Origin of the sequence: Micromonospora phaseoli, assembly GCF_900109115.1 — a bacterium.
GTDB classification, from domain to species: domain Bacteria; phylum Actinomycetota; class Actinomycetes; order Mycobacteriales; family Micromonosporaceae; genus Micromonospora; species Micromonospora phaseoli.
In genome coordinates, this window is record NZ_FNYV01000010.1 from 106839 (window position 1) to 121244 (window position 14406).

Below are 14406 nucleotides of genomic sequence, written 5' to 3' on the forward strand. Positions count from 1 at the left end.
CGGCGGCCGGGCCTGGCCTGACGGCCGGTTGGGGCTGTGGGGGTCGCGGGTTGCGGGATGTTGGGCTTTCTGCTCGCGGGAAGCCGCGAGATGCCGCATGTCGTGTTGGGTGGCAGCTGACGTCGGGCCGTCAGGTCGGGCGTCCGGTGGCGTGGTCCGGGTGGCCGGGCGGCTCGGGCTGGGCGGCTCGGGTCGGGCGGCTCGGGTCGGGTCGGGTCGGGCGGCGAATCGCCGTCCGGCCCGACCCGGGTCACGGAGTCGGCGGCTGGTAGGTGACCGGCAGCCGGACGGCGGCGTCGATCTCCGCCGTGGTCAGCAGCGGCACGATGCGGGCGTCGACGCCGCCCGCCGCCCGCACGGCGATGCCGAGTGCGGCGGCTGTCACGTTGTCCGGCACCTCGCAGAGCACGTACAGGTCGAACTGGCCGAAGGCGTAGTACACCGCCTCCACCTGCCCGCCGGCGTTCTCGATCAGGGCCTCGATCACCTCGGCCCGCGCAGTCCCGCCATCCTTGGCCAGCCCGGCCATTCCCGGGACCGTGTAGATCGCCGTGACCAGGAACTTCGCCACGCTGGCACCACCTTCCCACCCGTCTGCCCGGCCCTGACCGCGTGCCGCGCGTACCCGTTTCCCGCCCGGTCACGCCTCGCGCCGCAGAGTCGCCGTGGCCGTGCTCACAGAAGGCTCTGCTGGTCGCTAAACGGGCGGCGAAGTGTCGTTGGCGAGGGCTACTGTGCCGTGCGGGCTTCACCACCGCCGTCGCGCCGGCCAGTGGGCGCCACGTCGGCCACCACCGCTCGTCCTATGGACATTCTGACAACAGGAGACCTCGTGACACAGCAATCTGTCGCGGCACCGCAGCCTGTCCCGACCTCGGACAAGCTCGACGCCGCGGTGCTCAAGGTGGCCGGTGTCGTCGTGCTCGGTGCGCTCATGTCGATCCTCGACGTGACGGTGGTAAGCGTCGCCCTGCCGACGTTCCAGAGCGAGTTCGACGCGTCGTACGCCCGGGTGGCGTGGACGATGACCGGCTACACGCTCGCGCTGGCCACGGTGATCCCGCTCAGCGGGTGGGCCGCCGACCGGTTCGGCACCAAACGCCTCTACATGATGGCCCTGGCGCTGTTCACCATCGGCTCCGGGCTGTGCGCCACCGCCGACACGATCGGCGAGTTGATCACGTACCGGGTGTTGCAGGGCCTCGGTGGCGGCATGCTCATGCCGATCGGCATGGCGATCATGACGCGGGCGGCCGGGCCGAACCGGATCGGCCGGTTGATGGCCGTCCTCGGCATCCCGATGCTGCTCGGCCCGATCGGCGGCCCGATCCTGGGCGGCTGGCTGATCGACGTGGCGAGCTGGCACTGGATCTTCCTGATCAACCTGCCGATCGGCGTCGTCGCGCTGGTCTACGCCCAGCTGGCCCTGCCGAAGGACAGCCCCCAGCCGTCAGAGTCGTTCGACTTCCTCGGCATGCTGATGCTCTCGCCGGGTCTCGCCCTCTTCCTCTACGGCGTCTCCACGCTGCCCGAGGCCGGCACCTTTGCCGACTCCGAGGTGTGGGGGCCGATGCTGATCGGTGCCGTGCTGGTGGTGGCGTTCGTGCTCTACTCGTTCAAGCCTCAGCATCCGCTGCTCGACCTGCGGCTGTTCCGTAACCGCAGGCTGACCATCGCGGCGTTGACCATGTTCGTCTTCATCATCGCCTTCATGGGTGCCGGGCTGCTGTTCCCGAGCTACTTCCTCCAGGTGCGCGGTGAGTCCACGCTGCACGCCGGCCTGCTGATGGCGCCGCAGGGCATCGGCGCCATGGTCACCATGCCGATCGCCGGCATGCTCGCCGACAAGGTGCCGGTCGGCCGCACGGTGCCGTTCGCGCTGCTGCTCATCCTCGCCGGGTTCTTCACCTTCACCCAGCTCGACGCGGACACCTCGTACCTGCTGCTCTGCGGCTCGCTGTTCGTGATGGGCCTGGGCATGGGCGGCACGATGATGCCGATCATGACCTCGGCGCTGAAGACGCTGACCGGGCACGAGGTGGCCCGGGGCTCCACGCTGGTGAACATCCTCCAGCAGATCGGCGGTTCCGTCGGCGCCGCGACGATGTCGGTGATCCTCACTAACGAGTTGAACGGCTCCCGCACGATCCCCGGCCTGACCGACCCGAACGGCGCGCCGATCACCGAGGCCGGCCTGGCCATCGCCGCCCAGCAACGGCCGGAACTGGCGCAGCAGGTTCCCGACCCGTCGCTCATCGAGCGTGGCCTGGACTTCGCCGCCAACTCCTTCGCCACGACCTTCTGGGTGGCGTTCGCACTGGTGGCGGCGACGTTCATCCCGGCCGCGTTCCTACCTCGACGGCGGGAGCGGTCACACCTGCTGGACGACCAGCCCACCGACCAGCCGACCGTCCCGGTCGTCGTGCACTGACCAACTGACCCACTGACCCACCCACCCAGACCCCACTCACCCACCCCGCCGCACCCACCCCGCCGTGTCGATCTAGGGACAAACGTCGTTAGTCGATCTCCAGCAACGACGAGAATCCCTAGATCGACGGGGGTAGGGTGCGGGGCGCCGGGTGGGGTGGTGGCGGGGTGGGGAGGTGGGGGCGATGATGCCGCAGTTGGCGGTGCCGCCGGCGGTCGAGGCCGAGCGGGTGATCACCGCCGTGCTTGCCGACCTGCGTTCGGGCGACCATCGGGGGGTGGTGGTCGACTCGCCGCCCGGCGCCGGCAAGTCGACGCTGGTCGTGCGGGCCGCCGTTGAGCTGGCCGCCACCGGCGAGCCACTGATGATCATCGCGCAGACCAACGAGCAGGTCGACGACCTGATCGACCGGCTCGCCGGAAAGGCACCCGAACTGCGGGTGGGCCGGCTTTCTGCCGCCGACTACCGGCCGTCGTCGCGGGTGACGAGCCACCAGAACGTCCGGGTAGCCGCGAAGGCCGCGGACCTGAGCGCCTCGGCAGTGGCCATCGGTACGGCCGCCAAGTGGGCCACGGTCACCGAGGGTCGCTGGCCGTGGGCGATCGTCGACGAGGCGTACCAGATGCGCTCGGACGCCCTGCTGCGGGTGGCCAGCCGGTTCGAGCGGGCCCTGTTCGTGGGGGATCCGGGGCAGCTCGATCCGTTCTCGACCGTGGAGACCGGGCGGTGGGCGGGGCTCACCTGGGATCCGATGCAGTCGGCGGTGGCGGTGCTGCTGCGACACAACCCGCAGCTGCCGGTGCATCGGCTGCCGGTGTCCTGGCGGCTGCCCGCCTCGGCCGCACCGGTCGTGTCCCGGGCGTTCTACCCGTTCACCGGCTTCCGGGCCGGTACCGCGACCGCTGAGCGTGCCCTGCACCTCACCGAGGCCGGGCCCGGTGACGCCGTCGACCGGGCGGTGGAGTTGGCGGCGGCCACCGGCTGGGCGCTGCACGAGCTGCCGGCCCGGCACACCCTGCGTACCGACGGCGAGGCCGCCGCCGCGTGTGCCGCGCTCGCGCTGCGGATGCTGCGGCGTGGTGCGGTCGCGGTCAGCGAGCAGGCGCCCGGCGGCGCGCCGGTCACCGCCGACCGGATCGCCGTCGGGGCGGCCCACCGCGACCAGGTCGCGGCCATCCGGGCACAGCTCGGCGAGGCCGGCGCGGACGTCACCGTGGACACCGCCAACCGCCTACAGGGCCGCGAGTACGACGTGACGATCGTGCTGCACCCGCTGTCGGGCCGACGCGACGCGACCGCCTTCCACCTGGAGTCGGGGCGGCTCTGTGTGCTCGCCTCACGGCACCGGCAGGCCTGTGTCGTGGTTGCCCGCGCCGGCATCGGCGAGCTGCTGGACGCCCACCCGTCGACCGAGGCGCCGCAGCTGGACGTGCCGGTCAAGTTCCCGGACGGCTGGGAGGCCCACCAGGCGATCCTCGCCCACCTGGCCACGGTCACCCACCCAGGGCGTTGACCAGCGAGGACGGCATGCAGGGTGAACGGACTCACGCCGTCCTCGATCACCCGGTTCTGTGTCGCTGTACCGATAGAACATCGATTCAGATGATCTGCCGCCGTCTATAGCGTGAGCTGTGTGAAATCCCCATCTGCTCCGTTGTCCCGGCGCGGGCTGCTCGCTGGCACCGCGGTCGCCTCGGCCGCCGCCGTCACCGCAACCGTCGCCACCGCACCCGCCGTCGCGGCCAGCCCGGTCCGCGCGGCACTACCGGCGGTCACCCACGATGGGATCGCCACCGCCCGACTGGCCGCACCGGCGGTGCTGGAGCCCGACCTGCACGAGCGCCTCGGCGCCTGGCTGGCGTTCTGGTCGGCGAACTCGCCGCGCGGCTGGAGCGTCCCCACCGAGGTGGCCGGCCAGGCCGACGCCACCGGGGAAGCGTTCACCCTGCACGCCATCCGGGTCGTGGTGGACGACCAGCCGGTGGACGCCTTCGTCGCCGGCCGGCCCGACCACGCCCACCTGGGCACCCTGGCCAGCCTGCACCACCACTTCGGGCAGGTCACCGTCATCGCCGGTGGCGGGCTGCGGGTGGTCGACAGCGAGGCCGGGTTCACCGGCTCGCCCGAGCAGGTCGCGTTCGCGTTCGCGGCCTGCGACCGACTGTGGGGCGTGCGTACCGCCCGGGTCGCCCCGTGGCGGCACCTGGTGGGCCACGCCGACAGCGCCTCCCGCCCCGCCTGGGCGGCCTTCACCAGGACGGCCCTGCGGCGCGGGCTGCGGACCGACACGTACTGACGAACCGGAGGAAACACCATGGCACGCCACGAGTTCCGCTTTGTGGTCGACGGCGTCGACCTCACCTCAGCGCAGCAGAGCCAGATCGCCGGTGAGATTCAGAAGGCCGGCCTGGCCGCGCTCTCGGTCGCCGGCACGAAGCTCACCAACCCGATCGCCCTGGGCCACGCCAACCTGCGGTTGCGGCCCGAGTGGTACGGCCTGTGGGTGATCGACGGTCCGTTCGCCCAGGACCTCGGCGAGAAGATCAACGACATCGGCTTCTGGCTGCAGAAGTGACCCGACCGCCGGACCGACCCTCCCCGCCGGAGCGGATGTGCCCGAGTACGCCCGCGGCCAACGCCACGGTCTTCCTCGGCATGATCACTGCGGCGGGTCGGGTCGCCTACGTCACCCCGGCGCTGCCCGCCGAGGTGGCCGTCAACGCCGCGATGGAGGCGGGTGCCCCGGTCGAGGCGCGGTACCGGCTCGCCGGCCCCTGCGTCACCAGCAGCTGCGGCTTCTGGACCGGTGAGCACTGTGGTCTGGGCGAACGCCTCGTCGCCTCGTACGCGCAGACCGCCGGCGAACCGGAGGTCGACCTGCCGCGCTGCGCCATCCGGCGGACCTGCCGCTGGTTTGCCGAGCAGGGACCCGCCGCCTGCGCGGCCTGCGCTCACGTCGTCACCGACGCCCGCTGAGGCTCAGCCGCCTCGCCGTGTCAGTGGTGTGGGCTACCGTCGGTTGCGATGAAGGCGCAGTCCGGGGAAGCGATGCTCGGGCGGGACCATCCCGCCGGTCTGCTGCGCGCCGAGGTCGACCGGGCAGCGGCCAGCCATGGTGGTCTCGTCCTGGTGACCGGCGAGCCGGGCATCGGCAAGACGACCCTGGTGACCGCCGCCGCCGACGAGGCCCGTCGGCAGGGCGCGCTGGTGCTCGGCGCCGCCTGCTGGGATTCGGCGAGCGCACCCGGCTACTGGCCCTGGGCGCAGGTGCTGCGCGGGTTGCGGCGGTCGCCGGACGACTGGGCGGTGGCCCGGGAGTCCGCCGAGCCGGCGCTCGCCCTGCTGCTCGGCGAGGTGGCCGTCCCGGTGCACACCGGCAGCCACCCACTGCCGCCCGCTGTCCCCGGCGTGACCTCCTCGCCGGCCGGCGCACCCGGCGCGTCGTCGTCGCCGGCCGCTGCCCCCGGTGCACCGTTGTGGCCGGCCGGGATCCCCGGCGGGGGCGACGTCGGCGAGCAGGAGGCGTTCGCCCTCTACGACACGGTCACCACCGCCCTGGTCACCGTCTCCCAGCGCCGGCCGGTAATGGTGATCCTCGACGACCTGCACTGGGCCGACGCGGCCTCGATGCGGCTGCTCCAGTTCGCCGCCCAGCACACCTGGTTCGAGCGGCTACTGCTCGTCGGCACGTACCGGGACGCCGAGGTCGAGGCCGGCGACCACCCGCTGCGCCCGCTGCTGATGTCGCTGGTGGCCAAGGCCACCACGATCACCCTTTCCGGCCTGTCCCGCGACGAGGTCGGCGCGCTGATGGCCCGCACCGCCGGCCGGCAGCCCGACTCCCAGTGCGTCGACGACGTGCACCGGCGCACCGGCGGCAACCCCTTCTTCGTCGAGCAGACCGCCCGGCTCTGGCACACCGACGGCGCGTTGACCACGATCCCTCCCGGGGTGCGGGAGGTGGTGAGTCGTCGGCTGGACCATCTCCCGGCGATGGTGGTCGACGCGCTCACCCAGGCCGCCGTGCTGGGCCGGGAGTTCCACGGCGAGATCCTCGCGGCCAGCGCCGGTCTGCCACCGACCCGGGTCGACGAACTCCTCGACGTCGCGGTCACCGCGCGGCTGCTGCTCGCCCCGGGTGGTGGTCGCTACTCGTTCGCCCACGACCTGGTCCGCGAGACGCTGTACGAAGGGCTGAGTGACGGCGACCGCAGGGCCCGGCACGCCGCCGTGGTCCGGGCCGTCGACGAGCACGACGCGCTGGACCAGCTGCTGATCCCGGCCGACCTGGCCCGCCACGCCTGGCACGCCGGCGAGCACCTGGACGCGTCCCGCGCCTCGGAGCTGCTCTTCAGCGCAGCCCGGGATGCCAGATGCCGACTTGCGCTGGACGAGTCCACCGTCCACCTCCGCCGGGCCTTGGAGCTCGCGCGAGACGGCTCCCAGCAAGTCAAGATCATGACGGTGTTGACCGAGCAGCTCTTCCACACCGGCCGCCGCGAGGAAGCGCACCAACTGCTCACCGACACCACCGCGCTGGCTCTGACCATCGACGACCAGGCGCTGCTGGCCCGGTTCGCCCTCAACGTACGGCGCCACAGCCGGCTCAATTCCGTCTCGGACGTTGGCGTCGATGCGCTCCTGCGCGAGGCGTACCGGCGGCTGATCGGCGAACCTGATGACACCGCCGGGCCTGCCGTGCTCGAAGCCGACCTGATCACCGCCACCGAGACGCTCGCCCGGTCATCCCACGACGACGAGGCACTCACCTTCAGCCTGTGGGTTCGGCACGACTCCACCTGGGGGTTGGGCACGGCCCAGGAACGGGCCGTCCTGACCGCGGAGATCCGCGACGTCGCCCGCCGCAACGACGACCGGGAGACGGAGCTGTGGTCCACCTCCCTGCGCTGGGTGGCGCTGTTGGAGCTTGGCGACCCGTGCTACCGGGACGAAGTCGCTGCCTTCGTGACTGCGGGCCGGCAGACCGAGATGGCTCGACATCGGATGGCCGCCGCCATCGACGGTGGCATCACCAGCGCCTTCCGGGGCGACTTCGCCGGCGCCGAAGCCTGCTATACCGAGCTGGGCGACCTCAACGACTGGGAGCAGGCCGACCACGCCTTCCTCGGCCATCACCTGCTCTGGTCGCTACTGCTGCTGCGGGGCCGCTTCGACGAGATCGACGTCATGCTTCGCAGCCTCGGCCAGGCCGGCCACCCGCACCTGGAGTTGCTCCGTGGGGTGACCGCCGCCGAGCGTGGCGACCATGGCAGCGCGGGCCGCATCGTCGCCCGGCTCGAGGCCGCCGGCACCCGGTTCCCCGGCTCGATCTCCCCGCTCTGGCTGCGGCTACGCGCCCAGGCCACCGTCGCGGACCCGAGTCGCTGCGCCGATGCCCGGCAGGCGCTGCTGCCGTACCGGGGCCAGTGGCTCGTCTCGCTGTACGGCTGTGACCTCAGCGGCCCGGTCGACCACTGGCTCGCGGTGATCGACGCTGCCGACCAGCGCTGGGACGACGCGGTCGCCGGCTTCTCCGCCGCTCGCGCTGCCGCCGACCGGATGGGTGCCCGCCCGTGGTCGCTGATCGCTCAGGTCGCGCTCGCCGCCGCACTGACCGGTCGGGGTGGCCCGGGCGACGCGGCGAGCGCGGCGGCCCTGCGCGCCGATGCCGACCGGGCGGCCCGGGAACTCGACATGCGGCAAGTGCTCGCCCGACTCGCCGACGTCGCACCTGTCGATCCGGCGCCGGTCGTGTCGACACCGGTCGTGTCGACACCGGTCGTGTCGACACCGGTCGGGTCGACACCGGTCGGGTCGGTGGCGGTCGGGTCGGTGGCGGCGGCGTCGGTGGCGGTCGGGGCCGGTGGCGCGTCGGGCCCGGCTTACGAGTTTCGGCGCGACGGTGACGTCTGGCGGCTCACCTACGACGGCGCCACCGTGCATCTGCCCGACGCCAAAGGGTTGCACGACCTTCGCCTGCTGCTCGGTCGTCCGGGCGTCGACGTGCCCTCGGTCGAGCTGCTCGACCCGGCGGCCGGGCCGGAGCTCGTCGCCGCCCGCCGGATGGGCGGTGACCAGGTGCTCGACGACGAGGCGAAGAGCCGCTACCGGCGCCACCTGGAGCGGCTCGACGACGAGATCGATCGGCTGGCCGAGCGTGGCGACCGCGCCAAGGTGGCCGCGCTGGACGCCGAGCGGCAGGCCCTGATCGACCAGTTGCGCGCGGCGGCCGGGCTGGCCGGTCGCACCCGCCGCCTCGGTGACGAGGCGGAACGCGTCCGCAAGACGGTCACCGCCCGGATCCGGGACACGCTGCGCCGCCTCGACGCGCGGCACCCGCCCCTGGCCGCCCACCTACGCGAAACGGTCTCCACCGGCACCGCCTGCCGCTACCTCCCGCCCGCCCCCGTCCCCTGGCGCCTCTGACCTCCGGCGCCCTGACTCGTGCGCCGATCATGAGGTTAGCGGCTCTTTCGGCTTCAAGGAGGCCGCTAACCTCATGATCGACAGTGGCTGGCAGCTTGGTCAGCGGCGGTTGTAGCGGTACATGGTCAGGGTGCCGAAGACCACCACGAACACGACGCTCCAGAGCATGATCCACATCATGGCTGAGGCGTCCGTCGTACCGGCCATCGCCGCGCGCACCGACGAGACGAGGTGCGTGATCGGGTTGGCCTTGACGAATGCCTGGAGCCAGCCCGGCATGGTCGACGGGTCGACGAAGACGTTGCTCAGGAAGGTCAACGGGAACAGCACCATCATGCTGACCCCCATCACGGACTTCTCGCTGCGCAGGATCAGCCCGAAGAACGTCCAGACCCAGGAGAAGGCGAACGAGAAGACCACCAGCAGGCCGATCCCGGCGAGGACACCGAGCACCCCACCGTCGGGGCGGAAGCCGAGCACCAGCCCGACGGTCAGGATCACCAGCGCCGCGAGTACGTAGCGCAGCACGTCGCCGACGATCATGCCGACCAGGGCCGCCGGTCGCCAGACGGGCAGCGTCCGGAACCGGTCGAAGACCCCCTTCTCGATGTCGGTGTTCAGCCCGATACCCGTGTACATGGTGATCATCACGACGCTGGTCACCATGATGCCCGGCAGGAAGAACTGCAGGTAGTCACGCGGGCTGTCGGCGAGCGCGCCGCCGAACAGGTACGTGAACATCAGCACCATGATGATCGGGAACGCGGTCACGTCGAACAGCTGCTCCGGCACGTGCTTGATCTTCAGCAGGGCCCGCCAGCTGAAGGTCAGCGACGCCGACAGAGGGCTCGGCCGGGTCGGTCGCGCACCCGGGGCGAGAACCGTCGCCAGCGCCTCCGACGAGGGCACGTAGACCGTCGGCGCCCGGCCGGTCGAGGTGGCGGTGTCGCTGCTCATCGGGCTGCCTCCAGCTCGTCGTCCCGCTCGTCCTCGGTCGCTACGGCAGGGTGGTCGGTCAGGGCCAGGAAGACCTCGTCCAGGCTCGGCTGGCCGAGCGAGAAGTCGTCCACCACGATCCCGGCGCGGGACAGCTCGCCCAGTGCCCGGGCGGCCTGCGCGGCGGCGTCCAGGTCACTGCCGTCACCGCCGACCCGGGCGGTCATCGCCACCGGATCGGCCTCCAGCTGCACCGGCACACTGAGCGCCGCCACGAGCACCCGCTCGGCCTCGGGACGCTGGCCCGCGTCCCGCAGCCGTAGGTGGACCGTGCCCGAACCGACCGACGACTTCAGCTCGCCCGGGGTGCCCTCCGCGATCACCCGGCCATGGTCGACCACCGCGATCCGGCTGGCCAGCTTGTCGGCCTCATCCAGATACTGCGTGGTCAGCAGCACGGTGGTGCCGTGCGACACCACCGCCCGAATGATCTCCCACACCTGGTTGCGGCTGCGCGGGTCCAGCCCCGTCGTCGGCTCGTCGAGGAACAGCAGATCCGGCGTGTTGAGGATGCTGGCCGCAATGTCGATGCGCCGCCGCATCCCGCCGGAGTACTTCTTGACCTGCCGGCCGGCCGCCTCGGTCAGCCCGAACGCGGCCAGCAACTGCTCCGCCCGTTGCTGGGCGGCCGGCTTGCGCAGCCCGAGCAGCCGGCCCAGCAGGATGAGATTCTCCGTGCCGGTCAGGTCCTCGTCCACCGAGGCGTACTGGCCGGTGAGGCTGACCCGGGCGCGGACCGCGTCGGCCTCGGCGACCACGTCGTGGCCGAAGACGCGGGCCTGCCCGCCGTCCGGACGCAGCAGCGTGGCCAGCACGCGCACCGCCGTGGTCTTGCCGGCCCCGTTCGGGCCGAGCACGCCGTACACCGCGCCGGCGGGCACTTGGAGGTCGAGGCCGGCGAGCGCGCGGGTCTCGCCGAACGACCTGGTAAGGCCGACAGCCTCGATGGCGAGGCCGGTGGTGCGTCTACTCATGATCTTTATTCGCCCTTCGATCGTCTCAGCTGCGGGATCGTCTCAGCTGCGAGCCGGCCGCGCGGCACCTCTGCGGCTCGCCGCCCACCTCACTGCACGGGTACGACAGAATCGTCGCACCCGTCGCCGTCCGCCTCCTACAACGAGGACGACCGGGGATGGGTGGTCGGCCGGCTCACCCCGAAGGCGCGAGAAAACGCACAGCCGCCGCTAGATCAGATCTAGCGGCGGCTGTCCGACGCCCGCCACGCCGCGGCGCGCACCACCACCGGCAGCGAACCCTGCTTCGCTGCCGGCCCCCGTTACCAGGCGGTGTCGAGCCGCTGCCGCTGCTCGGGCGTCAGCTCCAGGTCGACGGCGCCGAGGCTCTCCTCCAGTTGCGCCACCGAGGAGGCACCGACCAGCGGAATGGTGGGGATGTCACCGCCGATCAGCCAGGCCAGCACCACCTGGTTGACCGTCGCGCCGGTCTGCTCCGCCACCTCGCGCAGCGCCGCCAGCCGGACGGGTGCGCTCGGCAGGTCGTACCCCGGTCCCAGCGGCTTGTCCGAACGGGTGTAGGCGCCCCAAAGCAGCGACCCGTACGACACCAGGGTCAGGCCGGGCTCGGACCGCAGGTAGCTGACCAGCTCACCGCCGGCCGCGCCCACGTTTCCGTCCTGGTCCAGGTCGCTCGGCCCGTCCAGCCGGCTCGGCAGGTAGCTGCGGTGGTACTGGAGCACCTCGTAGCCGGGCAGGCCGGCCGCCGCGGCCAGCGCGCGGGCCCGCTCCACCCGCCAGGTCCGGTGGTTGCTCGCGCCGAGCAGCCCCACCGTGCCCTCCGCGACGAGCTCGGCGAAGCCCTCCACGGTTTCGGAGATCGGGACCTGGTGGTCCTCGATGTGCGCGTAGAGCAGGTCCAGCCTGCCGACACCGAGACGCTCCCGGCTGCGCTCGGCGGACTCCCGGATGACCTTCGCGGACAGCCCTTCCGGGTTGTCGAGATAGCTGGTGCCGGGGGCCAGCGGCCGCGCGCCGAGCTTGGTGGCGATGACGATCTCGTCACCGACGCCCCGGCTGCGCCGCCACCGGCCCAGCAACTCCTCGCTCTCCCCACCCTGCCCGCCGGTCATCCAGAACGCGTAGTTGTTCGACGTGTCGATGAAGGTGCCACCCGCCTCGATGAAGCGGTCCAGGATCGCGTACGAGGTGGCCTCGTCGGTCTTCGTGCCGAACAGCATCGCGCCGAGGCTGAGCACGCTGACCTCGCGCCGGGTACGCGGGTCCGTGCCGATCGTGCGGTACCGCATGAAAACTCCTCTCGTGCGCCCGAGCCGGTGGACGCCACACCAGCGTCCGTGTTCGAGCGCACTCGAGGTCAAGCCCGCATCAGATCAGTCCGGCAGGTAGTCGAAGCTGTCCGGGTGCGGACCCTGCCGGCCGGACTCGCCCCGGTCGAGCTGGGTGATCCGCTCCATGACCGCGTCGTCCAGCTCGAAGTCGAAGATCCGGAAGTTCTCCTCGATCCGCTTCGGGTTGGTCGACTTCGGGAAGATGACGTCGCCACGCTGCACGTGCCAGCGCAGCACCACCTGGGCCGGGGTCCGGGCGACCTGGTCGGCGATGTCGGCGATGGTGGGGTCACCGAGCACCGCGCCCTGCGCGATCGGCGACCACGCCTGGGTGACGATGCCGTGGTTGAGGCCGTACTCGCGCACCTCGTCGTTGGTGAAGTAGGGGTGCGCCTCGACCTGGTTGACCGCGGGCACCACGTCGGCCTCGGCGGCCAGCCGCTCCAGGTGCGGCACCTGGAAGTTGGACACCCCGATCGAGCGGGCCCGACCGTCGCGCTGGAACTCCTCCAGCACCTTCCAGGTGGCGACGAAGTCGCCGTCGTAGCGGGTCGGCAACGGCCAGTGGATGAGGAACAGGTCGATGTAGTCGCTGCGCAGCGCGTCCAGCGTCGCCTGGAACGCGGCACGGGCGTCGTCGGGACGGTGTGCGCCGTTGTTGAGCTTGCTGGTGATGTAGACGTCCTCGCGGGCCAGCCCGGCCGTGCGTACGCCGTGGCCGACCTCGGCCTCGTTGCCGTACATCTCGGCCGTGTCGATGTGCCGGTAGCCGACGTCCAGCGCGGTGCGTACCGACCCGGCGGTATCCGCCGGGCTGATCTGGAACACCCCGAAGCCCAGCTGCGGAATGGTGTTGCCGTCGTTGAGCGCAATGTCCGGAATCTTGGTTGCCATTCGCGCGGGATACCCGCTGTGGCCGACCTTTTCACGCCAAACCGTCAACGCACCACGCTTGTGCAACTGAGGTCACAACGGCATCCCGGATCAGCGTTGCCGCACGGCGGTGGAGGCGAGGCGATAGCCGATCGTCCGCTCGACCACCCGCTCGACCAGCTCAGCCTTGCGTAGCCCGCCGAGGCCGCGTAGGCCGAGGCTCGCGGCCAGCTCCCGCAGGTCGCGGGCCGGCCAGTCGGAGAGGTAGGCGGTGCCGTCGGCGCGGCTGGTCATCGCCGCCAGTCGCTCGGCGGCCCTGGTCGGGTCCTCGGGGCCGTCCCGGCCGGTCACGCCGGCTGCCGTCGGGGTTGGAGGTGGTCGAGGAACTCGGTCGCGAGCCGGCGCAGCTCGTCGCGGACGGCGGGCACGGTGACCCGGTCGCGTAGCACCACCGGCACACCGCGCGGGGTGTTGGTGGCGTAGAGGGTGACGTTCTCCCGCAGTGCGGTCGGGAAGACCGGCAGGCCCAGGTTGCGTACCTGGTCCATGTACCCCTGGTGGGTGGCGATGGGCCGCTGCGCGAGCAGCTGGATCATCGTGAAGACCACCCCGGCGACGTCGGGGGCGACCTTCTGGTGCCGGCGTACGGTGGCGAACCGGCGGGCGTCGGCGTTGTACTGGTCGACCAGCTCCCGGACGTTGCCGTGCAGGTAGTCGATGCCCAGGGTGGACAGGTAGTCGGCCTTGGCCGGGATGACCAGGTGGTCGCTGGCGATGATGGCCGACTGGGTGACCACGTTGAAGTTCGGCGGGCAGTCGATCAGGACCAGGTCGTACGGGTCGAGGCCGCCGTCGAGCAGTCCCTCGGCGAGCGAGCCACGTACCCGGAACAGCTCGGCGTCGTACTCCTCGCCACCGGCGACGCTGCGCGCCAACGCCAGGTCGATGTCCACCAGTTGCAGGTGCGAGGCGATCAGGTCGAGCCGGCCGGCACCGGTGAGGCGGCTGTTCGCCGGGCCGGGTGACACCACCAGCTCACTGAGGGTGACTGTCGAGTCGCCCTCGCGCAGCCCGTCGTACCAGCGTTTCACGGTCCGGCTGTCGCGCAGTCGGTCCCGCCAGTCGTCCGGGTCGTAGAAGCCGAACGTCAGGCTGGCCTGCGGGTCGAGGTCGATGAGCAGCACCTTCATCCCCCGGTTGGCCAGTTCGGCGCCGAGGTTGGCGGTCACCGTGGTCTTGCCGACCCCACCCTTGTAGTTGATTACGGACACGACGTACATCGACGTACCTCCCCAAGACGACCGACGGTAGCGGGCCGTCCGGCAGGAGTCGATCTTTCCGGGCGTCCGTCGTTTGCACGTAACTACGTAAGTTC

At 71.5% G+C, this 14406-nt stretch carries 13 protein-coding genes; 6 read left to right on the forward strand and 7 right to left on the reverse strand.

What is annotated here, in order from left to right:
* Positions 1-250 precede the first annotated feature (250 nt).
* On the reverse strand, positions 251-529 hold the full coding sequence (locus BMY89_RS23120) for a GYD domain-containing protein (protein WP_232521518.1): 279 nt from the start codon (positions 527-529) through the stop codon (positions 251-253).
* A 303-nt stretch (positions 530-832) separates the two neighbouring features.
* Between BMY89_RS23120 and BMY89_RS23125 the strand changes: the two genes are divergently transcribed.
* The 6 genes from BMY89_RS23125 to BMY89_RS23150 all read left to right on the forward strand — a co-directional run bounded on the left by BMY89_RS23125 (position 833) and on the right by BMY89_RS23150 (position 8857).
* Positions 833-2431 (forward strand): DHA2 family efflux MFS transporter permease subunit, encoded by a 1599-nt coding sequence (locus BMY89_RS23125; protein WP_092382157.1) that lies wholly within the window; start codon positions 833-835, stop codon positions 2429-2431.
* Between the two features lie 184 nt (positions 2432-2615).
* Entirely contained in the window at positions 2616-3944 is a 1329-nt protein-coding gene (locus BMY89_RS23130; RefSeq protein WP_232521506.1) for an AAA domain-containing protein, read from the forward strand.
* Positions 3945-4064: 120 nt separating this feature from the next.
* Positions 4065-4727, forward strand: coding sequence for a hypothetical protein (locus BMY89_RS23135; protein ID WP_092382260.1), 663 nt, complete (start codon positions 4065-4067; stop codon positions 4725-4727).
* A gap of 18 nt (positions 4728-4745) precedes the next feature.
* The gene (locus BMY89_RS23140) at positions 4746-5006 is read left to right on the forward strand and encodes a hypothetical protein (protein WP_092382158.1); all 261 of its coding nucleotides are present in this window, start codon (positions 4746-4748) and stop codon (positions 5004-5006) included.
* A complete protein-coding gene (locus tag BMY89_RS23145; protein WP_232521507.1) occupies positions 5003-5407 on the forward strand; it encodes a hypothetical protein in 405 nt (134 codons plus the stop codon). Before BMY89_RS23140 ends, BMY89_RS23145 begins: the two co-directional genes overlap by 4 nt.
* 48 nt (positions 5408-5455) lie before the next feature.
* The gene (locus BMY89_RS23150) at positions 5456-8857 is read left to right on the forward strand and encodes an AAA family ATPase (RefSeq protein WP_092382160.1); all 3402 of its coding nucleotides are present in this window, start codon (positions 5456-5458) and stop codon (positions 8855-8857) included.
* Between the two features lie 99 nt (positions 8858-8956).
* On the opposite strand, the gene BMY89_RS23155 is transcribed toward BMY89_RS23150, so the two are convergent.
* From BMY89_RS23155 to BMY89_RS23180, 6 genes are all read right to left on the reverse strand, one after another.
* A complete protein-coding gene (locus BMY89_RS23155; protein ID WP_092382161.1) occupies positions 8957-9814 on the reverse strand; it encodes an ABC transporter permease in 858 nt (285 codons plus the stop codon).
* Positions 9811-10827 (reverse strand): ATP-binding cassette domain-containing protein, encoded by a 1017-nt coding sequence (locus BMY89_RS23160; protein WP_092382162.1) that lies wholly within the window; start codon positions 10825-10827, stop codon positions 9811-9813. The genes BMY89_RS23155 and BMY89_RS23160 overlap by 4 nt, the downstream gene beginning before the upstream one ends.
* A 302-nt stretch (positions 10828-11129) precedes the next feature.
* A complete protein-coding gene (locus tag BMY89_RS23165; RefSeq protein WP_092382163.1) occupies positions 11130-12116 on the reverse strand; it encodes an aldo/keto reductase in 987 nt (328 codons plus the stop codon).
* 84 nt (positions 12117-12200) lie between these two features.
* Entirely contained in the window at positions 12201-13052 is an 852-nt protein-coding gene (locus BMY89_RS23170) for an aldo/keto reductase (protein WP_092382164.1), read from the reverse strand.
* A 90-nt stretch (positions 13053-13142) separates the two neighbouring features.
* Positions 13143-13382 carry a Rho termination factor N-terminal domain-containing protein gene (locus tag BMY89_RS23175; RefSeq protein ID WP_092382165.1) on the reverse strand — a complete coding sequence of 80 codons (240 nt, stop codon included), beginning with the start codon at positions 13380-13382 and terminating at the stop codon, positions 13143-13145.
* The gene (locus BMY89_RS23180) at positions 13379-14311 is read right to left on the reverse strand and encodes a ParA family protein (protein ID WP_092382166.1); all 933 of its coding nucleotides are present in this window, start codon (positions 14309-14311) and stop codon (positions 13379-13381) included. The genes BMY89_RS23175 and BMY89_RS23180 overlap by 4 nt, the downstream gene beginning before the upstream one ends.
* Between the last annotated feature and the right edge of the window lie 95 nt (positions 14312-14406).

Bases quoted from the DNA above. Each gene is read 5' to 3' on its own strand.
- BMY89_RS23120 (WP_232521518.1), bottom strand. From the start codon at position 529: ATGGCCGGGCTGGCCAAGGATGGCGGGACTGCGCGGGCCGAGGTGATC.
- BMY89_RS23130 (WP_232521506.1), top strand. From the start codon at position 2,616: ATGATGCCGCAGTTGGCGGTGCCGCCGGCGGTCGAGGCCGAGCGGGTG.
- BMY89_RS23140 (WP_092382158.1), top strand. From the start codon at position 4,746: ATGGCACGCCACGAGTTCCGCTTTGTGGTCGACGGCGTCGACCTCACC.
- BMY89_RS23150 (WP_092382160.1), top strand. From the start codon at position 5,456: ATGAAGGCGCAGTCCGGGGAAGCGATGCTCGGGCGGGACCATCCCGCC.
- BMY89_RS23155 (WP_092382161.1), bottom strand. From the start codon at position 9,814: ATGAGCAGCGACACCGCCACCTCGACCGGCCGGGCGCCGACGGTCTAC.
- BMY89_RS23160 (WP_092382162.1), bottom strand. From the start codon at position 10,827: ATGAGTAGACGCACCACCGGCCTCGCCATCGAGGCTGTCGGCCTTACC.
- BMY89_RS23165 (WP_092382163.1), bottom strand. From the start codon at position 12,116: ATGCGGTACCGCACGATCGGCACGGACCCGCGTACCCGGCGCGAGGTC.
- BMY89_RS23170 (WP_092382164.1), bottom strand. From the start codon at position 13,052: ATGGCAACCAAGATTCCGGACATTGCGCTCAACGACGGCAACACCATT.
- BMY89_RS23180 (WP_092382166.1), bottom strand. From the start codon at position 14,311: ATGTACGTCGTGTCCGTAATCAACTACAAGGGTGGGGTCGGCAAGACC.